This is a genomic window from Arthrobacter sp. MYb23, assembly GCF_002979775.1.
Lineage (GTDB): Bacteria > Actinomycetota > Actinomycetes > Actinomycetales > Micrococcaceae > Arthrobacter.
Genome location: NZ_PCPR01000003.1, coordinates 1 through 20,484 on the forward strand (window position 1 = coordinate 1; position 20,484 = coordinate 20,484).

General features: G+C 62.5%; 21 protein-coding genes and 1 tRNA gene. 16 read left to right on the forward strand and 6 right to left on the reverse strand.

The window, feature by feature from the left end:
- Positions 1-29: 29 nt before the first annotated feature.
- The 4 genes from CQ020_RS04780 to CQ020_RS04795 form a co-directional block, all read right to left on the reverse strand.
- On the reverse strand, positions 30-1,550 hold the full coding sequence (locus tag CQ020_RS04780) for an MmgE/PrpD family protein (RefSeq protein ID WP_105690801.1): 1,521 nt from the start codon (positions 1,548-1,550) through the stop codon (positions 30-32).
- 23 nt (positions 1,551-1,573) lie between these two features.
- The gene (locus CQ020_RS04785; protein WP_105690802.1) at positions 1,574-2,215 is read right to left on the reverse strand and encodes a GntR family transcriptional regulator; all 642 of its coding nucleotides are present in this window, start codon (positions 2,213-2,215) and stop codon (positions 1,574-1,576) included.
- A 75-nt stretch (positions 2,216-2,290) separates the two neighbouring features.
- A complete protein-coding gene (locus CQ020_RS04790; RefSeq protein WP_105690803.1) occupies positions 2,291-3,004 on the reverse strand; it encodes a response regulator in 714 nt (237 codons plus the stop codon).
- Positions 3,001-4,647, reverse strand: coding sequence for a sensor histidine kinase (locus CQ020_RS04795; protein WP_105691058.1), 1,647 nt, complete (start codon positions 4,645-4,647; stop codon positions 3,001-3,003). The genes CQ020_RS04790 and CQ020_RS04795 overlap by 4 nt, the downstream gene beginning before the upstream one ends.
- Before the next feature lie 137 nt (positions 4,648-4,784).
- Here CQ020_RS04795 and CQ020_RS04800 point away from each other — a divergent pair, with 137 nt between their 5' ends.
- The 10 genes from CQ020_RS04800 to CQ020_RS04845 all read left to right on the forward strand — a co-directional run bounded on the left by CQ020_RS04800 (position 4,785) and on the right by CQ020_RS04845 (position 14,605).
- The gene (locus tag CQ020_RS04800; RefSeq protein ID WP_105690804.1) at positions 4,785-6,131 is read left to right on the forward strand and encodes a cation:dicarboxylate symporter family transporter; all 1,347 of its coding nucleotides are present in this window, start codon (positions 4,785-4,787) and stop codon (positions 6,129-6,131) included.
- Between the two features lie 253 nt (positions 6,132-6,384).
- Positions 6,385-7,284, forward strand: a complete 900-nt coding sequence (locus CQ020_RS04805) for a ParA family protein (RefSeq protein WP_062067809.1) — start codon at positions 6,385-6,387, stop codon at positions 7,282-7,284.
- A 6-nt stretch (positions 7,285-7,290) separates the two neighbouring features.
- Positions 7,291-8,265, forward strand: a complete 975-nt coding sequence (locus CQ020_RS04810; RefSeq protein ID WP_105690805.1) for a ScpA family protein — start codon at positions 7,291-7,293, stop codon at positions 8,263-8,265.
- Positions 8,249-8,914 carry an SMC-Scp complex subunit ScpB gene (locus CQ020_RS04815; RefSeq protein WP_181151763.1) on the forward strand — a complete coding sequence of 222 codons (666 nt, stop codon included), beginning with the start codon at positions 8,249-8,251 and terminating at the stop codon, positions 8,912-8,914. Before CQ020_RS04810 ends, CQ020_RS04815 begins: the two co-directional genes overlap by 17 nt.
- A 150-nt stretch (positions 8,915-9,064) precedes the next feature.
- Positions 9,065-10,279 carry a pseudouridine synthase gene (locus CQ020_RS04820; protein WP_024820436.1) on the forward strand — a complete coding sequence of 405 codons (1,215 nt, stop codon included), beginning with the start codon at positions 9,065-9,067 and terminating at the stop codon, positions 10,277-10,279.
- Between the two features lie 3 nt (positions 10,280-10,282).
- Positions 10,283-11,389: a prephenate dehydrogenase gene (locus tag CQ020_RS04825; protein ID WP_105690806.1), complete on the forward strand. Its 1,107-nt coding sequence runs from the start codon at positions 10,283-10,285 to the stop codon at positions 11,387-11,389.
- Positions 11,389-12,102: a (d)CMP kinase gene (gene cmk, locus CQ020_RS04830; protein WP_105690807.1), complete on the forward strand. Its 714-nt coding sequence runs from the start codon at positions 11,389-11,391 to the stop codon at positions 12,100-12,102. The genes CQ020_RS04825 and cmk overlap by 1 nt, the downstream gene beginning before the upstream one ends.
- Positions 12,092-12,826, forward strand: coding sequence for a 1-acyl-sn-glycerol-3-phosphate acyltransferase (locus CQ020_RS04835; protein ID WP_181151764.1), 735 nt, complete (start codon positions 12,092-12,094; stop codon positions 12,824-12,826). Before cmk ends, CQ020_RS04835 begins: the two co-directional genes overlap by 11 nt.
- Before the next feature lie 10 nt (positions 12,827-12,836).
- The gene (der, locus tag CQ020_RS04840; protein ID WP_105690808.1) at positions 12,837-14,387 is read left to right on the forward strand and encodes a ribosome biogenesis GTPase Der; all 1,551 of its coding nucleotides are present in this window, start codon (positions 12,837-12,839) and stop codon (positions 14,385-14,387) included.
- 141 nt (positions 14,388-14,528) lie between these two features.
- Positions 14,529-14,605, forward strand: a tRNA-Pro gene (locus CQ020_RS04845).
- 127 nt (positions 14,606-14,732) lie between these two features.
- Here the strand turns inward: CQ020_RS04845 and CQ020_RS04850 are convergent.
- The gene (locus tag CQ020_RS04850) at positions 14,733-15,179 is read right to left on the reverse strand and encodes a MarR family winged helix-turn-helix transcriptional regulator (protein ID WP_105690809.1); all 447 of its coding nucleotides are present in this window, start codon (positions 15,177-15,179) and stop codon (positions 14,733-14,735) included.
- Between the two features lie 173 nt (positions 15,180-15,352).
- Here CQ020_RS04850 and CQ020_RS04855 point away from each other — a divergent pair, with 173 nt between their 5' ends.
- Positions 15,353-16,561 (forward strand): MFS transporter, encoded by a 1,209-nt coding sequence (locus tag CQ020_RS04855; RefSeq protein ID WP_105690810.1) that lies wholly within the window; start codon positions 15,353-15,355, stop codon positions 16,559-16,561.
- 98 nt (positions 16,562-16,659) lie between these two features.
- Here CQ020_RS04855 and CQ020_RS04860 read toward each other — a convergent pair whose 3' ends face one another.
- Positions 16,660-17,256: a hypothetical protein gene (locus CQ020_RS04860; protein ID WP_105690811.1), complete on the reverse strand. Its 597-nt coding sequence runs from the start codon at positions 17,254-17,256 to the stop codon at positions 16,660-16,662.
- Positions 17,257-17,373: 117 nt separating this feature from the next.
- Here CQ020_RS04860 and gcvH point away from each other — a divergent pair, with 117 nt between their 5' ends.
- The 5 genes from gcvH (at position 17,374) to CQ020_RS04885 (ending at position 20,442) form a co-directional block, all read left to right on the forward strand.
- On the forward strand, positions 17,374-17,760 hold the full coding sequence (gene gcvH, locus CQ020_RS04865; protein WP_024820444.1) for a glycine cleavage system protein GcvH: 387 nt from the start codon (positions 17,374-17,376) through the stop codon (positions 17,758-17,760).
- A gap of 136 nt (positions 17,761-17,896) precedes the next feature.
- Positions 17,897-18,373, forward strand: a complete 477-nt coding sequence (locus tag CQ020_RS04870) for an FHA domain-containing protein (protein WP_105690812.1) — start codon at positions 17,897-17,899, stop codon at positions 18,371-18,373.
- Positions 18,374-18,393: 20 nt separating this feature from the next.
- Positions 18,394-19,110, forward strand: coding sequence for a MerR family transcriptional regulator (locus CQ020_RS04875; RefSeq protein WP_105690813.1), 717 nt, complete (start codon positions 18,394-18,396; stop codon positions 19,108-19,110).
- A complete protein-coding gene (locus CQ020_RS04880; protein WP_017200817.1) occupies positions 19,110-19,613 on the forward strand; it encodes a bifunctional nuclease family protein in 504 nt (167 codons plus the stop codon). Before CQ020_RS04875 ends, CQ020_RS04880 begins: the two co-directional genes overlap by 1 nt.
- A 235-nt stretch (positions 19,614-19,848) precedes the next feature.
- Positions 19,849-20,442, forward strand: coding sequence for a MerR family transcriptional regulator (locus CQ020_RS04885; protein ID WP_024820447.1), 594 nt, complete (start codon positions 19,849-19,851; stop codon positions 20,440-20,442).
- The last annotated feature ends 42 nt before the right edge of the window (positions 20,443-20,484 follow it).

Here is a 20,484-nt window from a genome sequence, read left to right on the forward strand (position 1 = left end):
TGTTCGGGGGTGACTTTTGAGTACAGCATTTAGAACAGTCCCTTGGGTGCGTTGCTGAGGTCGATCACGCCGGGTGCTGCGGTGATGTTCAGCTGGTCCAGTTCGCCTTCGCCCAGTTCGGTGACGCGTTCGACGGCGGCGAGGAACCTTTCGATTTCGGCTTCCTCCACCAGTCCGGCGGCGAGGGTGCGGAACTTGTTGATGTATTGCTCGCGGGCGAATGGTCGGGCGCCGAGCGGGTGGGCGTCGGCGACGGCGATGTCGTCGGTGATGACGGTGCCGTCGGTGAGGGTGATTTCGACCGTGCCGCCGAAGGCTTTCTCTGCGATGTCCAACGAGTGGTACCGGCGCGTCCATTCCGGGTCTTCGACGGTGGTGACCTTGTGCCAGAGTCCCACGGTGTCCGGGCGTGTGGCGCGTTCGGGGGCGTAGGAGTCCACGTGGTGCCAGGCGCCGTCCTGCAGCGCGACGGTGAAGATGTAGGGGATGGAGTGGTCCAGGGTTTCGCGTGATGCGGTGGGGGAGTACTTTTGGGGGTCGTTGGCGCCGGAACCGATGACGTAGTGGGTGTGGTGGCTGGTCTTGATCAGCACGGATTTCACGTTGGCGGGATCGGTGGTTTCGGGGTGCTCTTTGTTGAGTTTGCGGGCGAGGTCGATCCACGCCTGGGCCTGGTACTCGGCGGAGTGTTCCTTGGTGTAGGTGTCCAAAATGGCGCGCTTGGCTTCACCGGGCAGGGGCAGGGGGACCTCGTAGGAGGCGTCCGGCCCGTCGAGCATCCAGGCGATTACGCCGTCTTCGCCTTCGTAGATGGGCACTGGGGAGGTCTGGCCGCGCATGGAGCGGTCCACGGCTTCGACTGCCATTTTGCCTGCGAAGGCCGGGGCGTGGGCTTTCCAGGTGGAGATTTCGCCTTTGCGGGACTGCCGGGTGGCGGTGGTGGTGTGCAGGGCCTGGCCTACGGACTGGAAGATCGTTTCAACATCCAATCCCAACAACGTGCCGATACCGGCTGCGGCGGAGGGGCCGAGGTGGGCCACGTGGTCGATCTTGTGTTTGTGGAGGCAGATGGCCTTGACCAGGTTCACCTGGATTTCGTAGCCGGTGGCGATGGCACGGACCAGGTCGGCGCCGTTGGAGCCCACGTGCTGGGCGACGGCGAGGATCGGCGGGATGTTGTCACCCGGGTGTGAGTAGTCAGCTGCCAGGAACGTGTCGTGGTAGTCCAGTTCGCGCACGGCCACGCCGTTTGCCCAGGCTGCCCATTCGGGGGAGACCTGCTCAGCAATACCGAAAACAGAGGCGCCCTTGCCGTTCGCGGAAGGTGCGTGGGTCAGCGCTTGGGCGCGGGCTGCGACGATGGGTGCGCGGTTCAGCGAGGCGATGGCCACCGAAGCGTTATCGATGATTCGGTTGATCACCATGTCGGTGACCTCGGGGGATACCTCGACGGGGTCGGCGGCGACCACTGCGATCTTGTGCGCCAACTGCTCCTCGCGCGGGAGGTTCCCTTCGCTCTTGTAGACGCGGACGTGGTTGTTCTTGACCATGATGCTCCTTCTGGTGTGACGTTCTAGCGGGCCGTGTGGGTGGCTTTGACGTGGGTGAGGCTGCGGTGCAGGTGGAGAGTGGTGGCGGCTTCTGCCAGCCGGGGGTTGCCGGCGGCGATGGCTTCGGCGATGGCAGCGTGCTCGGCAGCGGCTGCGAGGAGTCGTGTAGCGTCGTCGGCTGCCAGACGGCGTACCCGGACCAAATGGACACGAAGGCTGCGCATGGCGTGGGCCATGTAGCTGTTGGAAATCGCGGAATCTATGGCGTCGTCCAGTCGGCTGACCAAGGCGTAATACTCGTGCCGGGTGGGGTCCTCGTCCCTCAGCAATTCAGGCGCCAGCAACAACTGTGCTTGCAACTCGGCGAAGACACCCGGCTCACCGCGTTGGGCGGCAAGGGCCGCGGCCCTTACTTCAAGGGTTTCGCGCAATTCGAACAGTTCGTCGATGCTGTCCAGTGAGATATCGGTGACGACGACGCCGCGGCCACCTGCCGCCGTCGTCAATCCTTCTGCGGTGAGCCGGCTCAGCGCCTCCCGGACCGGGGTGCGCGACACGCCGAGGCGTTCGGACTGCTCGACTTCCGCGAGGACGGTTCCCGGGCGAAGGCGCCATTCAATGATGTCTTCACGAAGGGCGGCGTAGGCCCGATCACTGGCGCGCATGCCCCCAGTGTATACACAGGTCCGCGTAATAGTCACCAAACAGGCGAAAATCGCTAACTTTGTATACAGGGTGGGCTAAGCGTGGTTCCAGCCGTACTCGTTCTCGGGGCGTCCAGGAGTGCCGTACCGGGGAGCGCGGGTGACAGTGCCGGCGTCGGCCAAGTACTCCAGATAGCGCCGGGCGGTCACCCGGGACATGCCCAGCGCGTCCATCACTTCGCTTGCGGACACCGGCCGAAGTCCCGCGCGCACCAAGTCCTTCACTGCTTCCAACGTGGACCCGGACAGGCCCTTGGGCAGCGGCAGTTCCGTAGGGGCGCGAAGGCTCGCAAAAGCTTGGTCGACGTCGCTTTGCGAGGCGCCGGCCTTGGAAATCCCGGACATCGAGCCCGCCAGTTGTTCGCGGAACGTCCGGTAGCTGCTGAGCTTGTCGGCAAACGTTGCGTAGGTGAAGGGCTTGATGAGGTACTGCACGACGCCGATCGACACGGCACTGCGCACGATGGTCAACTCCCGCACCGCGGTAATGGCGATGATGTCGGCAAACACTCCTGCCGAGCGCATCCGTCGGGCAACATCCAGCCCGTGAAGGTCCGGCAGGTTCATGTCCAGCAAAACCAGGTCCACAGGTGCGCCCGAGGTGGCAAATTCGCCAAGAATGCGCAGGGCCGATTGCCCATCCGGAGCCGTCCCCACCAAGGTAAAGCCGTCCAGGCGGCCGATGTAGACGGAATGGGCGTCCGAGGCTATCGGCTCGTCCTCCACCACCAGGACGCGGATGTCTGTCATGCCTTCTCTTCCTCGGGAGCCGGCGCAGGCAGCACTACATGAAACTGTGCCCCGCCGGGGTTGCTGATGGTCATCGTACCGTTGAGCCGTTCCACGGCTTGGCGCACCAGCGCCAGGCCCACGCCCCGGCCATGGCTGCCGCGAGGACTTCCCGCTGGCGATTTGGTACTGAAGCCGTATTGCAGGACGTCGTCGATGGAACCCGGATCGATGCCCCCGCCCGAATCCCGAACAGTGAATTCGACGGCGGCGGCCTCCGCGTCCACCTCCAGCTCCACCTTCCGCGGGAACTCACCGGCAGCGGCAGCATCGATCGCGTTGTCCAGCAGATTTCCCAGGATGGTGACAAGATCCTGGATTTCCAGCCCGCGGACACCTGCACTCCCTGATGTGCGGACAACCAGTTCCACGCCCCGCTCGTGGGCTTCCGCCGCCTTGCCCATCACCAGCGCGCTCATTACGGGTTCGTCCACGGAGGCCACCATGTCATCGGTGAGCTGCTGGCTCAACTCAAGATCCTTGGTGGCGAAATCCAAGGCTTGGGGCGTCCGTCCCAGTTCCAGCAGGGAGACGATCATGTGGAGGCGGTTGGCATGTTCATGCGTCTGGGCACGCAAGGCGTCGGAGAGCGTCTTCATCGTCTGAAGCTCCGTGCCCAGGGACTCAATTTCTGTACGGTCCCTGATGGTAGCCACGGTGCCATAGATGGCGGGCTTCTGCCGGCTGCGCTCAGGCACGGGTCCCACCGCTGGAGCCTGATTGACCACTAGTATCCGGGAACCGGTCAGGTGGCTTTCGTCGTGGGCGGGCCGACCGGACTCGAACAGCGCTCGCAGGCTTCCATCAAAGGGAAGGTCGGCCAGCTTCGGGGCAGCGTCAGGCGACCTGTCGGCGTCGGATGGCGCCAGTCCCAGGAGTTCGGCTGCTTGGTCGTTGTACATCACAGCTTTGCCGTGCGTGTCGATCAGGATCACGCCTTCGCGGACCGAGTGGAGAACCGACTCGTAGTAAGCGAAGAGCTGCGCCAACTGTTCGGGACCCCAGCCACGTGTCACGGAGCGGAGGTACCGGCCAAGAAGCCACGACGCGACGGAGCCGAAGAACAGAACCACCAGGGCGATGATGCCAATCACTCCCAATCTCTCAGCAACGTCTGTGTCCACCGTGCGGACCGTGACTCCCGCAGCCACCAGCGCCTTGACGTTGCCCTCGGGATCCAGGACGGGAGCAATGGTGCGGACCGACGGGCCCAAGGTGCCGGCGGTCACTTCGGTGAAGGTTTCACCCCGCAAGGCAGGCTCGATGGTCCCAATGTAGGGCTTGCCAAGCTCTTCCGTGCGGGGATGCGTCCACCGGGTCCGGTCGGGAGCCATGATGGTGATGAAATCGGCGTCGGCATGGTCCATGACCTCCAGCGCGTAGGGCTGCAGGACTGCTGATGGATCAGATGTTGAAGCCGCCTCCAACACCAGGGGATTGTCGGCCAGGGAGGCGGCGATGGCGAGCATCCGGCCGCCGGCTTCGTCGTACCCCCTGTCCCTGGCTTCCACTACGGAGAAAGCACCGAAGACCGCGGTCAGGACAAGGACGAAGAACAGGTTCGCCACGAACAAGCGGCGGGCGATGCTCCAGCTGTGAAACACGTGGGCCTCCATGACCAATATGACCGCAACGGTGATGTGTGTCACCAACGGCTCAATGATGGATATCACACAAGGGCAGCGGATTGGACATCAGTGCAGGACCGCAGCGCCTTACACAGTATCCAAAGGAGAATCCCATGACCTCTCAACGAGGAGAGTCGGCAGTAGTTGCCAAAGCTGGACGCAAGGGGCTCGACAAGTCGCATTACCTGTACATCGCGGTCATTCTGGCCGTAGTGCTCGGCGCCGTCGTCGGCCTGGTGTTCCCTGAAGTTGGAAAGTCCCTCAAGCCGCTCGGTGATGGCTTTATCAAACTCATCAAAATGATGATCGCTCCGGTCATCTTCTGCACCATCGTCCTGGGCATCGGGTCCATCGCCAAGGCGGCCACCGTTGGCAAGGTGGGCGGACTTGCACTGGGCTACTTCGTGGCGATGTCAACGTTCGCCCTCGCCATTGGTCTGGTAGTCGGCAACCTCATCCACCCGGGTGAAGGACTCAAGCTGACTCCGTACGATCCCACCAAGAAGGCAGACACCAACAGCACCGTGGACTTCCTCCTGGGCATCATCCCCGGTGACATTCCGGTCCTGCCCACCCTTCTTGCCGCGATCCTGGTCGGTTTCGCCCTGCAGAAGATGGGCAAGCAGGGAGCCCCCATCCTTGGTGCCATCGGCCACGGGCAGCGACTCGTGTTCCGCATCCTCATCATGATCATGTGGCTGGCTCCGGTGGGCGCGTTCGGTGCCATCGCCGCCGTCGTCGGTGCAACCGGCGCCCAGGCGATCCTGAGTATGTTCACCCTGATGGTGGCCTTCTACATCACCTGCGCACTGTTCATTGTGGTCATCCTCGGAACGCTGCTCCGCGCAGTGGCCGGTGTCAACATCTTCAAGCTCATGAAGTACCTGGCCCGCGAGTACCTACTGATCTTCTCCACCTCATCCTCCGAGGCCGCACTGCCCCGCCTGATCGCCAAGATGGAGCACCTGGGTGTCTCCAAGCCGGTTGTTGGTGTAACGGTCCCCACGGGCTACTCGTTCAACCTTGATGGCACGGCGATCTACCTGACCATGGCTTCCTTGTTTGTTGCCAACGCCATGGGCACCCCGCTGGACCTCGGGGCCCAGATCTCGCTCCTGGTCTTCATGATCATCGCCTCCAAGGGTGCTGCAGGCGTCACCGGCGCCGGTCTCGCAACTCTGGCCGCCGGTCTCCAGGCACACAAGCCGGAGCTCCTGGGCGGCGTGGGCATGATCGTCGGAATCGACCGCTTTATGTCCGAGGCCCGCGCGCTGACCAACTTCACCGGCAATGCCGTGGCAACCGTCCTGATCGGCACCTGGGTCAAGGAAATCGACAACGGGCAGGTGGAGCGTGTCCTCTCCGGCAGTGAGCCCTTCGACGAGCAGACCATGATCGCCCACGGTGGCGAAGAAGAGGCTGCACCTGAGGCCGAAAACCGTGAAAAGGCCACGGTCTAGCAGGATCAGCGTCAACGCAAGATAGTTTGGCGAAGGCCGGCACCCCACCAGGTGCCGGTCTTCGCTGTTCCGCGCGGCAGCTCTGGCACGCACCTCAACCTTCGACCTCAACCAGAGGGTCAAGGCTCAAGAATCGGCCAAAGTCAAGTTCCCCAAATAACCGTGTCGGGCGCTGTAGCCTAAAGGGGTAGCAGCGCTGTCGTCCGGGGGCGCAGCGGCAGGGAAGATCGTCGTCGAAAGAGTGGTTAGATACGTGAGCATCGAACGGGGAACAGCTACGCTGGAAGGCACCGAGCTCGATCTGGAAGACGCCATCATGGGGCCCACGGGCCGCCCTTACCGCGAATTCCCGGAACCTGCTCCACTGGCCTCCCACGGTCCGGCGAGAGTCATCGCCATGGTCAATCAAAAGGGTGGCGTGGGTAAAACCACCTCCACCATCAACTTGGCGGCTGCGCTCGCCGAGTACGGCCGTCGCGTCCTGTTGGTGGATTTTGATCCGCAAGGCGCTCTGTCCGCCGGCCTCGGGGCCAACCCGCACGAGCTCGACCTCACCGTCTATAACGTGTTAATGGACCGCAAGGTGAAAATCCGCGACGCCATCCAGCAGACCGGTGTTGAAGGCGTTGACCTCCTGCCCGCCAACATTGATCTCTCTGCTGCCGAAGTGCAGCTGGTCAACGAGGTTGCCCGTGAGCAAGTCCTGGACCGCGCACTCAAAAGCGTTGAGGATGACTACGACGTCGTATTGATCGACTGCCAGCCGTCGCTTGGCTTGCTGACAGTGAATGCGCTGACTGCAGCCCACGGCGTCATCATCCCTTTGATTTGCGAGTTCTTTGCCCTGCGCGCCGTTGCGCTCCTGGTGGAGACCATCGAGAAGGTGCAGGACCGCCTCAACCCGCGCCTGCAGGTGGACGGTGTCCTGGCCACCATGTATGACGCCCGCACCCTGCACAGCCGTGAAGTGATTTCGCGCCTGGTGGAGGCGTTCGGGGACAAGGTCTTTGAGACTGTCATCAAGCGTTCGATTAAGTTTGCAGATGCCACGGTGGCCGCCGAGCCCATCACCAGCTACGCCGGCAACCACATCGGAGCTGACGCATATCGCCGCCTCGCCAAGGAACTGATCTCGCGCGGCGGCGCGCCCTAGCGGACGGTGGGACCGTCAATCGCCCCTGCCGCGGAAGCGGACCTGGCCTCGCCTTCTGAGACGGAAACGCCGGTACACGCCGAAACGCCCGTACACGCCGAAGCGCCCGTACACGCCGAAGCGCCCGACGCCGGTACCTCCGAAGCCCGCAAGGCCGGCTTCGAGGTAAGGCTGGCTAACTTCACGGGACCCTTTGACCTTCTGCTCGGCCTCATTTCCAAGCACAAGCTTGATATCACTGAGGTGGCCTTGGCCACGGTCACTGATGAATTCATCAAATACATCAGGCGTCTCCAGGAACTGGGGGAGGACTGGGCGCTGGATGAAGCCAGCGAGTTCCTGGTGATTGCCGCAACGCTGCTGGACCTGAAGGCGGCGCGCCTCCTGCCCGCCGGTGAAGTGGAAGACGCCGAGGACATTGCCCTCCTGGAAGCGAGGGACCTCCTGTTCGCCCGTCTCCTGCAGTACAAGGCGTTCAAGCAGATCGCCGGGATCCTGGGAGAGACGCTGGAACAGGAAGCCCGGCGGTATCCGCGCCAAGTGGCCCTTGAAGGCCACTTCGCCGCGCTGTTGCCGGAGCTGGTGTGGCGGCACACCCCGGATCAGTTCGCGGAACTTGCCGCGAAAGCACTCAAACCCAAGGACTCCGCGCCGGCCGAAGTTGGCTTGGACCACCTCCACGCTCCGCCGGTGAGTGTCAAGGAACAGGCCGAGATCATGGGGTACCGCTTGAAGCTGGGAGCACCGCTGTCCTTTCAAGCGCTGATTGCCGATGCCGAAACGACGCTGGTGGTGGTGGCCCGATTCCTGGCACTGCTGGAAATGTTCCGCGACCGCGTGGTTGCCTTTGAACAGCCCGAGCCGTTGGCTGATTTGACGGTTAGATGGACAGGCGATGACGCCGGCTGGGACAGTTCCAGCCTGAGCGAGGAGTACGGGCCTGAAGCAGGAACGGGAAGCGGGGATGGCGACAGTGAGTGAGCAGGAAACGGTACAGGACGGGCTGTCCGAGCTGGAAGCCCTGCCCGGCGGCGCGCGTGCAGCGTTGGAGGCTGTCCTCATGGTGATCGATGAGCCGGCCACCTCGGAGGAGCTGGCTGCCGGACTCAACGTGACGGTGGCCGTCGTCGAAGATTTGCTGCAGGACCTGCAGCGGGAGTATAGCGGCTATACTGTTAAAGCCCCGGACGTGGATGCTGTCGGCTTTGCCGATGCCAGCACTGCACCCCGGGGTTTTGAATTGCGGAACGTCGCCGGTGGGTGGCGGATCTATTCACGGGCGGAATTTGCCGACGTCGTGGGGAGATTCGTCCTCGAGGGGCAGACCACCAGGCTGACTCAGGCAGCGCTTGAGACACTGGCGGTCATTGCTTACCGGCAACCGGTCTCAAGGGCCCGGGTGTCTGCCATTCGCGGCGTCAACGTGGATTCCGTGGTCCGGACTCTTACTCAAAGGGGTTTGATCGAGGACTCCGGAAACGATCCCGAATCAGGGGCTGTCCTGTACAGGACAACCTCGTACTTCCTGGAACGGATGGGCATCGGCTCGGTGGCTGAACTGCCACAGCTCTCGCCGCACCTTCCTGGTTTGGAAGGCATCGACGAGTACTACGACGCCAGCCGGATGTAGCCACGGCCACCACCGGTACTGCAAGAGAACTTCATACTGATTCACGCACCATATCAAGGTGCACAGCGACAAAGGGCAGACGATGTCTGCCCGGCTGGCTAGTGTTGATTCCAACACCTATTGCCGGCCATTACTACACAAGGACGGGTCATGACACAGGCGGGACGCCAGAGTTCACCACGTAACGGTTCGGGACGAAACAGTTCCGGACGCAATGAGGCCAAGGGAGGCGGCACAGGCCGCTCCAACGCCGGCGGCTTCTCCGGCCGCGGCGGCAGCGCCGGCGCTGGAAAGCGCAACTTCCCACAGGGCGAAGGCCGCCCCTTTAAGGCTTCGAAGCCGCGCGAAGCGGCACCTTTCGATCCTGACAACCCCACAACAGCGGGCGATTACGACCGCGGCCAGGCAGCCAGGCCCGCGAAGCCTTTCCGCAAGCCAGGCTCCAACAAGCCCGGCTTTGGCAAGGCACCCGGTACTCCCGGTGCAATCAAGCCCAAAGCGAAGCCGGCACGGCAGTACGGATCCAAGGCGTTCGGCAGCGAACGCTTCGGCCAGAACCTGGGCCCCATCCGCAAGCCGGCCCGCAACCGCGGTCCGCGCCAGGAAGTGCCCCAGTCCGATCTTCATGATGCTGACGGCGTACGCCTGCAAAAGGTCATGGCGCAGGCAGGCGTGGCATCACGCCGCGTGTGCGAGGAAATGATCCTCGAAGGACGCGTCGAGGTTGACGGTGTGGTGACCACCGAACTTGGTATGCGCGTGGATCCCACGGCCGCCGTGATCCACGTTGATGGCATCCGGATCCAGCTCGACGACACCCTCGTCTACATGGTCTTTAACAAGCCCAAGGGCGTCGTTTCCACCATGGAGGACCCCGAAGGCCGCCCCTGCATCAGCGACTTCCTCAAGAACAACAAGAACAAGGGCGAACGCCTGTTCCATGTTGGCCGGCTCGACGTCGCCACTGAAGGTCTGCTGCTGCTGACGAACGACGGCGAACTGGCCAACCGCTTGACGCACCCTTCGTACGAGGTACCCAAGACGTACCTGGTCCAGGTGCGTGGCCCCTTCCCGCAAGGCGTGGGCGCAAAGCTGAAGAACGGCGTCGAGCTCGAAGACGGCGTTGCTGCGGTGGACTCCTTTAAACTGGTTGACTCGACTCCCGGCCACGTCCTGATTGAGGTTGTCCTGCACTCAGGCAAGAACCGCATTGTGCGCCGCATGTTTGACGCGGTCGGTTTCCCCGTGGAGCGTCTTGTCCGCGTCAAGGTTGGCCCCATCGGCCTGGGCGACCAGCGACAGGGCAGCATCCGCAACCTCGGCAGGCAGGAAGTCGGTCACCTCCTGGCATCTGTAGGGCTCTAGGGCATGTCGGCATTCGGTACGCACAGCCGGGGCCATCTTGATGGCCCGGTCGTCGTTCTCGGTACAGGCTTGCTCGGGGCCAGCATTGGCCTCGGCCTGCGCGGACGCGGAGTCCCCGTTTTCCTTTCTGATCCCTCGCCCACCAACCAGGCGGTCGCGGTGGACATCGGTGCGGGACGGCCACTGGGGGAGCTGGATGAACAACCCCAACTGGTAGTTGTCGCAGCCCCGCCGGACGTTACCGCCGACGTCGTGCAGAAGGCACTGGCGGATTACCCGTCAGCGGTGGTTGCCGATATTGCCAGCGTCAAAGCCACCATCCAGGCACAGTTGCGCGAACGCGGCGTTGACCTCGCCCGCTATGTGGGTACCCACCCCATGGCAGGCAGGGAGAAGTCCGGCCCGGTTGCAGCCAGGGGTGAGCTTTTCACGTCCATGCCATGGGTGTTGTGCCCCTCCGAAGAAACTTCGGATGCTGCACTCCAGGCTGCACGTTCGCTCGCAGGGGATCTGGGAGCAATTGTTTCCCAGTTCACCGCGGACGAGCACGATGAAGCCGTGGCGCTGGTGTCTCATTTGCCGCAGATCATGTCCTCGCTTCTGGCGAGCCGGTTGCAGGGTACGCCACTGCATGCCCTGTCCCTGGCAGGCAACGGACTCCGGGACACCACCCGCATCGCAGCCAGCGATCCCACCCTCTGGGTACAAATCCTGGGCGGCAACGCGGAGAAGGTGGTTTCAATCCTGCATGGTGTGCGCGAGGACCTGAACCGTCTGATCGGCACCTTGGAAGAACCCCTCGCCCCCGGCGCGCGGCTGGACCTCGCCCAGCTGATCAGTGAGGGTAACGCAGGCCAGGCCCGGATCCCCGGGAAGCACGGCGGACCTCCTCAGGCGTACTCGTGGCTCACTATCCTGGTGGACGACAAGCCGGGCCAGATCGCGCACCTCCTCACGGAGATCGGCGAGATCGGTGTGAACCTCGAAGACCTTCGGCTCGACCATTCCTCAGGACAAAACGTGGGCATGGTGGAACTTTCCGTGCTACCGAGCAAGCATGACCTCCTTGTTGAAGCTTTGACTGACCGTGGATGGCGGGTACTCCAGTAATGACGCGTGAATTCTTTGGCCCGGAGACAGTTGCCCGTCCCGGCAAGCCGCTCGTGATCGCAATCGACGGCCCTTCGGGGTCCGGCAAGTCCAGCGTCAGCAAAGAAGTTGCCCGGCGCTTGAAGCTGGCGTACCTCGACACCGGTGCGATGTACCGTGCCCTGACGTGGTATTGCCTCAAGACCGGCGTTGACCTTCAGGACGGTGCCGCGGTGGAGCAGGCTTCCAAGGCCATGCCGTTGGAGATCAGTACCACTACCGCCACGGAGTATGTGGCGGTTGATGGCACGGACATCACGGACGAGATCCGGGATCCTTTGATCTCCTCGTCGGTTAGTGCTGTGGCCACGACGCTCGGTGCCCGCACCGAGCTGATTCGTCGCCAGCGTGAGCTGATCGACCAGCACCACCGCCGCATGGTGGTGGAAGGGCGCGACATCACCACCGTCGTCGTCCCCAATGCTGAGGTCCGCATGCTCTTGACCGCGAGCGAGGAAGCCAGGCTGCGGCGTCGTGGGATCCAGTTGGGCGGCACGCAGACCAAGGAACAGCTCAAGGCTCAGGTGATCCAGCGTGACGCCAAGGACTCAACGGTAGTGAACTTCACCCAAGCGGCCGACGGCGTGGTGACGCTCGACTCTTCGGACCTGAATTTTGAGGAAACCGTTGAAACCGCCTTGGCGATCGTGAGCAAGGTTATCTATGGTGACTGAGACCCGGCTCCCCTCTGCAGGGAGCAGGCTGTGGAGCCGACCGGTGGGCTGGTTCCTTGACCACGTCATCTACCGGACCATCGTGGCGGGCAAAAGCAACGTTCCTGCGGCCGGACCGGTGGTTTTCGCGGCGAACCACATCAGCTTCCTGGACGGACCGGTGATGTTCGGCGCGTCGCCGCGTCCCATGCACATCCTGGTTAAGAAAGAGATGTTCAAAGGTTTCCTGGGCAAGGTTCTGAGAGGGGCCGGACAGATACCCGTGGACCGGACCGGTGACCGCACCGCCCTGCACCGCGGCAAGAAACTGCTCGACGCCGGCCGTTGCGTCGGGATTCTTCCCGAAGGAACCCGGGGGAGCGGCTCGGCAGAAAACATCAGCAACGGAGTAGCGTGGCTCGCTCTGAACTCGGGAGCCACAGTTATCCCGGTCGCCATCCTTGGAACCCGTCAGGGTGATGAGCATCGCGACCATATCCCCAAACCCCGCCGCAAGCTCCATGTGAGCTTCGGCGAACCCATTACGGTGAAGCGCCGGAAGGGCGAACCGGGGCGTGTTTCAATGGACAGGGCGGCTGCGGAGATCCGTGAAGCCCTGGCCGGTCACGTCCAGGACGCCATCCGGGCCACAGGCCAGGGTCTTCCCCTGGAACCTGCGCCCGGAGAACCCACTTCGCATCACCGCCACACAGCAGTAGCCGGGACGCCGGCAGACCACCACTAAGGAAAGTGCAATGAGCGATACGACTCAAAAATCCGGCCTCCACGGAGCCGGCGACGACGAATACACGCCCACCGGCACCGACCAGGTGGCGGAAAACCTGGCGGCCCTGGACGACGACGAGGCCGAACTCCGCGCGGCCACCCTCCGGGCAGGCTTGGAGGACTACGAACTCGACGAAGAAGATGCCGCGCTGCTCAGCGGTGAATACGGTGATGAAGGGGACGAGGGTCCCCTCAAGCTGGACCCGGTTTTGGCCATCATCGGACGCCCGAACGTGGGCAAGTCCACGTTGGTCAACCGCATCCTTGGGCGCCGCGAAGCCGTTGTTGAGGACACCCCGGGCGTTACCCGCGACCGCGTCATGTACTCGGCCCGCTGGAACGGCCGCAACTTCACCCTGGTGGACACCGGCGGTTGGGAGCACGACGCGAAGGGCATCCACGCCCGCGTAGCCGAGCAGGCCGAAATGGCCGTGGAGCTTGCTGATGCAGTTCTCTTCGTGGTGGACTCTGCCGTTGGCGCAACAGCCACGGACGAGGGCGTCATGAAGATGCTCCGCAAGAGCAAGAAGCCGGTCATCATGGTGGCCAACAAGGTGGACGACTTCGCCCAGGAAGCGGATTCCGCCGCACTGTGGGGCTTGGGCTTTGGCCAGCCGTATCCGGTTTCGGCCCTGCACGGTCGCGGCGTTGCAGACCTCCTGGACCACGTCATGGACACCCTGCCCGAGTTCTCCTTGGTGGATGGGGTGGAACGTTCAGGCGGTCCTCGCCGTATCGCCCTGATTGGTCGCCCGAACGTGGGTAAGTCTTCGCTGCTCAATAAGCTGGCGGGTTCCGAGCGCGTAGTGGTGGATCCTCTGGCCGGCACCACGCGTGACCCGGTAGACGAGTTCATCGAACTCGGTGACCGCACATGGCGCTTTGTGGACACCGCAGGTATCCGCCGCCGCCAGCACATGGCCCAGGGCGCCGACTTCTATGCCTCCCTGCGTACGCAGGCCGCGCTCGAAAAGGCGGAGGTCGCCGTCGTGCTTCTTGCCGTCGACGAAGTCCTCAGCGAGCAGGATGTCCGCATCCTCCAGCTGGCTATCGAGTCCGGCCGTGCACTGGTTCTGGCCTTCAACAAGTGGGACCTGCTGGACGACGAACGCCGCCGCTACCTGGAACGCGAAATCGATCAGGACCTGGCCCACGTTGAATGGGCTCCGCGCGTGAACATTTCGGCCAAGACGGGCTGGCACAAGGACCGTTTGGTCCCTGCGCTGGATATCGCCTTGGAGAGCTGGGACCGCCGTATCCCCACGGGACGCCTGAACGCGTTCCTGGGCGAGCTCGTGGCAGCGCACCCGCACCCGGTCCGTGGTGGAAAGCAGCCGCGCATCCTCTTCGGCACCCAGGCATCCAGCCGCCCGCCGAAGTTCGTCTTGTTCACCACCGGCTTCCTGGATCCCGGATACCGTCGCTTCATCACGCGTCGCCTCCGCGAAACGTTCGGCTTTGAGGGCACGCCCATCGAGGTCAACATGCGCGTACGCGAGAAGCGTGGCAAGAAGCGCTAAGTGAGACGGGCATCACAGCCCACTTTGGCTGTGATGGCGTCTCCCGCCTCCAACTTCGTGTAAGCTTTTGGAGGTGGTTCGGCCGGACTGCTTAGGTGGGACTCTTCGGAGGAAAACTTAGGCGGAGAACGGTGGAACCAGCGGGCTGTAGCGCAGCTTGGTAGCGCACTTGACTGGGGGTCAAGGGGTCGCAGGTTCAAATCCTGTCAGCCCGACCATAAAGGCCGGAATCACGTGGAAACACGGTGATTCCGGCCTTTGGTCGTTAATGCCTGATTGCTCCCGGTCTTGTTCGAATCACTCGCCGTTGAACGCCGAGGGATTCGAACAAGCCCGCAGATCCAGCTAGACCTTCTGCAGCGCGCCGAGCGCCCGCACCAGCGGCTCGAGTTCGGGCACGGACTCGGCAGCCTCAAGAGCAGACGCAAGGGTCTGGTCATGCACCGGCTTGGCTGCTTCGAGGAGCTTCTGGCCGGCCAGCGTCAACTCGGTGTAAATGCCGCGGCGGTCGTCGGCGCACAGGATGCGGGTGAGCAGGCCCCGGTCCTCCAGGCGGTTGACCAGGCGGGTGGTGGCGCTACTGGACAGGGCAGTGGCGCGGGCCAGCTGCTGCATCCGCATGTGCCAGCCATCCTGGCGGCTCAGCGCATCCAAAACGGCGTATTCCACTACCGACAGCTCGCTCGTGGCCTGAAGGGACTTCTCGAGCTCCGTTTCGATGCTCCCGTGCAGGGCGGCAAGGGTCCGCCAGCCCTGTGCGCGTACTTCGACGGCGTCATCCTTGATGCCCATGTGTGCTGTGCTCCTGACTCGATGTCGTGTGAATCGCGACGCATCGCAAAGTAGTTGTTTGCGCAAGTACCTAGCGTGTGCAACTATATACAGAGCGTCTGCAACTATTATTCTACGGTTCCCGACGACGCACTTCCACTCCCGGACGGAACCGACCATTTAAGGAGCTCCACATGCCCGCAGGGTTGATTGCCCTTGCCCTCGGCGGATTCGGCATCGGACTAACCGAATTCGTGATCATGGGCCTCTTGCCGGAAGTTGCTGCCGACTTCAACGTCAGCGAGGCTTCGGCAGGCTGGTTCATCTCCGGCTACGCTCTTAGCGTCACAGCCGGTGCACTCCTGGTGACGGCCGCAGTGACCAGACTTCCGCGCAAGCCGGTACTCCTTGGCCTGCTCGTCTTGTTCATTGCCGGCAACTTCTTGTCCGCCATTGCTGACAGTTATGCGGCCATGATGATCGGCCGTATCGTCGCGGCGCTCTGCCACGGCGCATTCTTCGGCATCGGTTCAGTGGTGGCGGCGAGCCTGGTGCCTTCCCACAAAAAGGCCGGCGCCATCGCCATCATGTTCACTGGCCTTACCGCAGCCAACGTGCTGGGGGTTCCCTTCGGAACGCTGCTTGGCCAGAACTTCGGCTGGCGCTCAACTTTTTGGGCGATTACCGCCATCGGTGTCGTTGCCCTGCTCGGCATCGCACTGATGGTTCCCACATCCACCACGGAACCCACAAAAGGCCTCCGCAGCGAACTGGGCGCCTTCACTTCCGGTCAAGTCTGGCTCTCCATCATCGTGACCATCCTCGGGTTTGGTGGCATGTTCGGTGCCTTCACCTACATCGCTTTCACTCTCACCGAGGTGTCCGGTTTCGAATCAGGAGCCGTGCCGTGGCTCCTGGTGCTCTTTGGTGGCGGGCTGTTCGTCGGCAACTTCCTGGGCGGCAAGGCTGCGGACAAAGCGTTGGACAAGTCGCTCATTGTCATCCTTGCCGGACTTGTGGCAGTGCTGATCTTCTTCGCCCTTACCGCTTCCAACAGCATCGCAACACTGGTGTCACTGGCGCTCATGGGCGGTTTCGGCTTTGCCACCGTCCCGGGACTCCAAATGCGAGTGATGCACTTCGCCTCCTCCGCGCCCACGCTGGCATCCGGCGCCAACATCGGCGCATTCAACCTGGGCAACGCTCTCGGAGCCTGGCTCGGCGGGGTCACCATTACCGCCGGCCTCGGCTATACCTCGCCCATCTGGGCTGGAGCCGGCATCACCATAGCCGCTCTCCTGGTCATGCTGGCGGCGGCCGCAGCAGCACGGCGCGGTGGACCCGCGGCACCCGCTGCAGCCCCCGACGTCGAACGCGAACCGCATGAGGCCACCATCGCCTGACGCCGGGGCGCGAAGCTTGGCTGAAAAGCCGGGCTACATGTCAGGTCACACAAAGAAGAAGCCCGTTACGGACAATCCGTGACGGGCTTCTTGGCGTCTCAGGCGTTAGGGGTGGTGTCCCGTGTTTCGGTTTCAACGTTCTTCGCAGTACTGGTCTTTGCAGCACTGACGCGCTGGTGTTCTGCTTGCCGGAGCACTTTCATCTGCTTTCCCCTTCGCCGCCATAGCGCCCAGAGAATGGTGACCGCAATGAAGATGAGCACAGCAGCAACGGCAGAAATGGCAGTCCACGTTGTGAAGAATCCTGCATCCACGCTCAAGGTCCGCTGGCCGGCGTGGGCGGACTCCGTGCTGCCGAAAGCGATGCCTGCGGTGAGCAGGTTGGGCGTCGCGATGGCGACGGCCACCAGGACAATGGCGATTTTCCAGGGCCAGGACACCGATTTGCGGGTAGCTTGCCACGCCACGAGGAGCGGAATGAAAGTGAAAACGAATCCGTAGAACATGCCCACCAGGACGCTGGCTCCAAGATCGCGCCGGACCTGCCCGGCGATGACATCGGACCACCAGCGGGGGAGGATGGCCCCGAGGATGAAGTACGCGGCCACAGCGACAAGTGCTGCCACCAGGATCAGGATTATTTTTACGCCCGCATTGCGCTTTTTCTGAGCTGGTACTTGTGCTTGTTCGGTCATGGGTCAATCATGGCAGAGACCCCATCAGGTGCAGGGGAAATGTGCCTATACTTTCAGCGGTGGCCATCTGAAAGGGCCGCCGTCGAGGTTCATAAATGTCCCGATGAAAGGCCACCAGTGAGCAATATTCCGGAAGAACTCTCCTACACCGCAGAACACGAATGGGTTACTGCTCCAGATGCCGACGGCGTAGTACGCATTGGCATCACGGACTTCGCCCAGGACGCTTTGGGTGACGTTGTCTATGCTCAGATGCCCGAGCCCGGGACAAAAGTCACCGGCAATGAAGTTGTTGGCGAAGTGGAATCAACAAAGAGCGTCAGCGATATCTATGCGCCGGTGACAGGCGAAGTCACCAATCGAAATGACGCCCTGGACACTGATCCGGCCCTGATTAACTCAGACCCGTACGGCGAGGGATGGCTTATTGAAGTAAAGCTTGCAGAAGCTGATGCAGTGGAATCCCTGCTCAGTGCATCGGAGTACGAACAACAGGTAGGCTAAAGTTATCTGGCCCGTCAGGCTGCTTTCCCTCAACCGGGAAGCAGGACGGCGGGCCAGCAACCGATTTGCCCGGCGGTACCGGGATGCGGAAGTGGCCGGCAGGGTTTGGAACTGCCGGCGGATGAGGAGGAATTCCATGGTTGGCGGCGAACAGAATCAAGCCAATGTCGGGAACGGCGCGGAGGAACAGCCTACGTCGGAGACCACCTCGATCAGCATCACACCAACGTGGGACGAGCCAAGCATTGCCCCCAAGTTGGCCCCCGAAGAGCGTGCATCAGTGGACGCACTTCCGCCTAACTCAGCATTGCTCATTGCGCACAGCGGACCCAACGCCGGTGCTCGGTTCCTCTTGGACGCGGACACCACCACGGCGGGACGGCACCCGGATGCTGACATCTTCCTGGACGATGTCACGGTATCCCGCAAGCATGTTCAGTTCATCCGGTCTGAATCCGGTTTCGAGCTGGTGGACATGGGGAGCCTCAACGGAACGTACGTCAACCACGATCGCGTGGACCGTGTGCAGCTGAAGAGCGGCAACGAGGTTCAGATCGGCAAGTTCCGGTTGACCTACTACCTGAGCCCTGTTCGCGCAGCGGGCCAAGTCTGACGGGGTATCTGCCTGTGGCTATGGCCCAGCAGGACCGTCGCGGACCGCAGGTCCTGAATATCGGGGAAGTCCTCGCTCAGCTGAGTGACGACTTTCCCGGCATGACGGCGTCCAAAATCCGCTTTCTTGAGGAAAAAGGACTCATTAATCCGAAGAGGACTCCTGCCGGTTACCGTCAGTATGCGGACAGCGATGTTGAGCGACTCCGTTTCGTCCTGGCTCTTCAGCGGGATCAATATCTGCCTCTGAAGGTCATTAAGGATTATCTTGACGCAATCGACCGCGGCGAGAGGCCCGAGAATTTGCCTCCAGGTGTCACGGTGTCGCCCAGGGTTGTATCCGCGGAGATGGCAGCGGAAGTCCAAGGCCGCGCCCGGGCCCTCACTGAAGAGCAGCTGCGCGCCGAGTCGGGCGCCAACGTGCCGTTGCTTGAATCGTTGCTGAGTTTCGGGCTGATCAGGCACGTGGGCGGCAAGTTTGACGAACATGCCCTCCAGGTGGCCCGGGCCTGTGTTCAGTTGGAAGGACACGGCCTGGAACCCCGGCACCTTCGGCCCTTCCAAGCTGCCGCTGAGCGGGAGTTCGGCTTGGTGGAGAGGGCCGTTGCGCCCCTGACCTCGCGTCGGGACGCTGCCTCGCAGGCGCGGGCTGCTGAAGCCGCCCGAGAGATCAGCGATCTTTGCCTTACTTTGCACAGGGCCTTGGTTCACGACCGCATTTCCCGGATGGACAGCTGATGATCGAAGTCGAAATCGTCGGAGTCCGGATCGAGCTGCCTTCCAACCAGCCCTTGGTGCTTCTTCGGGAGATCAACGGAGAGCGACACGTTCCCATCTGGATCGGAACTCCTGAAGCCAGCGCCATTGCCCTGGCCCAGCAGGGCGTTGTTCCGCCCCGGCCCATGACGCACGATCTTTTGGTGGATGTAGTGGAGTCCTTGGGGCATTCCATCATCAGCGTGAACATTGTGGCTGTGGAAGACAACATCTTCTATGGACAGCTGCAGTTCGACGACGGCACGGTGGTAAGTTCACGCGCTTCTGACGCCTTGGCCCTCGCGTTGCGTGCGAAGTGCCGCATCTGGTGCGCCGATGCTGTCATGGAGGAAGCCGGCGTCCGCATTACCGAGCACGACGAAGGCGAGGATTCGGAGCCGGATCCCGCAGTGGACGAGGAGCGCGAAATGCGCCGCTTCCGCGAGTTCCTGGACGACGTGGAACCGGAAGATTTCGAAGGCTGATCCACCCTAAGCCTAAAGTTGAGGGTGAAACTTTCGACACGACCGGATTTTCGGGCCAAGGTCTTTGACCTCGGCGCCTCACGGGCCTAACGTCGAAGTTATCAAGTTCCCGTTGCATACACTGCCTGCGCAAGTCACACTGGAAGGTGCGGACTTGCGGGAATTACACTGCTGCATTTCGCCGTTGTATCAGTGTATGCACCGTCCCCAAGGGAACTGAGAACAAGGAGGTCACGTGAGTCCGAAAGGCGAAGCAGGCGAGCTGAAGCAGTCCTCTGCCGGTATTGCTGCGCCCGCATCCGGCGCCCAAGGTCTGCTCTTCACGGAGGACCTTCCCGTGCTGGACGAGGACGCGGGTTACCGCGGTCCTACCGCATGCAAAGCTGCAGGCATCACCTACCGCCAGCTCGACTACTGGGCACGCACGGGTTTGGTTGAGCCCGCCGTCCGAGGCGCTGCCGGCTCCGGTTCACAGCGGCTCTATGGCTTCCGCGACATCCTGGTTCTCAAGGTGGTCAAGCGTCTCCTTGACACCGGCGTTTCACTCCAGCAGATCCGCACCGCCGTCGAACACCTCCGCGAGCGGGGCGTCGAGGACCTCGCGCAGATCACGCTGATGAGCGATGGTGCCAGCGTCTACGAATGTACTTCTGCTGATGAGGTCATCGACCTCGTTCAAGGCGGACAAGGTGTTTTCGGTATCGCCGTGGGGCGTGTATGGCGGGAAGTGGAGGGAAGCCTCGCTGCCCTTCCCAGCGAGCATGCTGGTGAGCATTCTTTTCCCGACGACGAACTGAGCAAGCGACGCGTCGCGCGCCGCATCAGCTAAACGCCTGGCAAAGCAAAAGACTTAACGAAGAAGGCCTCTTCC

Bases quoted from the DNA above. Each gene is read 5' to 3' on its own strand.
- CQ020_RS04780 (WP_105690801.1), bottom strand. From the start codon at position 1,550: ATGGTCAAGAACAACCACGTCCGCGTCTACAAGAGCGAAGGGAACCTC.
- CQ020_RS04785 (WP_105690802.1), bottom strand. From the start codon at position 2,215: ATGCGCGCCAGTGATCGGGCCTACGCCGCCCTTCGTGAAGACATCATT.
- CQ020_RS04790 (WP_105690803.1), bottom strand. From the start codon at position 3,004: ATGACAGACATCCGCGTCCTGGTGGTGGAGGACGAGCCGATAGCCTCG.
- CQ020_RS04800 (WP_105690804.1), top strand. From the start codon at position 4,785: ATGACCTCTCAACGAGGAGAGTCGGCAGTAGTTGCCAAAGCTGGACGC.
- CQ020_RS04815 (WP_181151763.1), top strand. From the start codon at position 8,249: ATGGCGACAGTGAGTGAGCAGGAAACGGTACAGGACGGGCTGTCCGAG.
- CQ020_RS04820 (WP_024820436.1), top strand. From the start codon at position 9,065: ATGACACAGGCGGGACGCCAGAGTTCACCACGTAACGGTTCGGGACGA.
- CQ020_RS04825 (WP_105690806.1), top strand. From the start codon at position 10,283: ATGTCGGCATTCGGTACGCACAGCCGGGGCCATCTTGATGGCCCGGTC.
- cmk (WP_105690807.1), top strand. From the start codon at position 11,389: ATGACGCGTGAATTCTTTGGCCCGGAGACAGTTGCCCGTCCCGGCAAG.
- CQ020_RS04835 (WP_181151764.1), top strand. From the start codon at position 12,092: ATGGTGACTGAGACCCGGCTCCCCTCTGCAGGGAGCAGGCTGTGGAGC.
- der (WP_105690808.1), top strand. From the start codon at position 12,837: ATGAGCGATACGACTCAAAAATCCGGCCTCCACGGAGCCGGCGACGAC.
- CQ020_RS04850 (WP_105690809.1), bottom strand. From the start codon at position 15,179: ATGGGCATCAAGGATGACGCCGTCGAAGTACGCGCACAGGGCTGGCGG.
- CQ020_RS04855 (WP_105690810.1), top strand. From the start codon at position 15,353: ATGCCCGCAGGGTTGATTGCCCTTGCCCTCGGCGGATTCGGCATCGGA.
- CQ020_RS04860 (WP_105690811.1), bottom strand. From the start codon at position 17,256: ATGACCGAACAAGCACAAGTACCAGCTCAGAAAAAGCGCAATGCGGGC.
- CQ020_RS04870 (WP_105690812.1), top strand. From the start codon at position 17,897: ATGGTTGGCGGCGAACAGAATCAAGCCAATGTCGGGAACGGCGCGGAG.
- CQ020_RS04875 (WP_105690813.1), top strand. From the start codon at position 18,394: ATGGCCCAGCAGGACCGTCGCGGACCGCAGGTCCTGAATATCGGGGAA.
- CQ020_RS04880 (WP_017200817.1), top strand. From the start codon at position 19,110: ATGATCGAAGTCGAAATCGTCGGAGTCCGGATCGAGCTGCCTTCCAAC.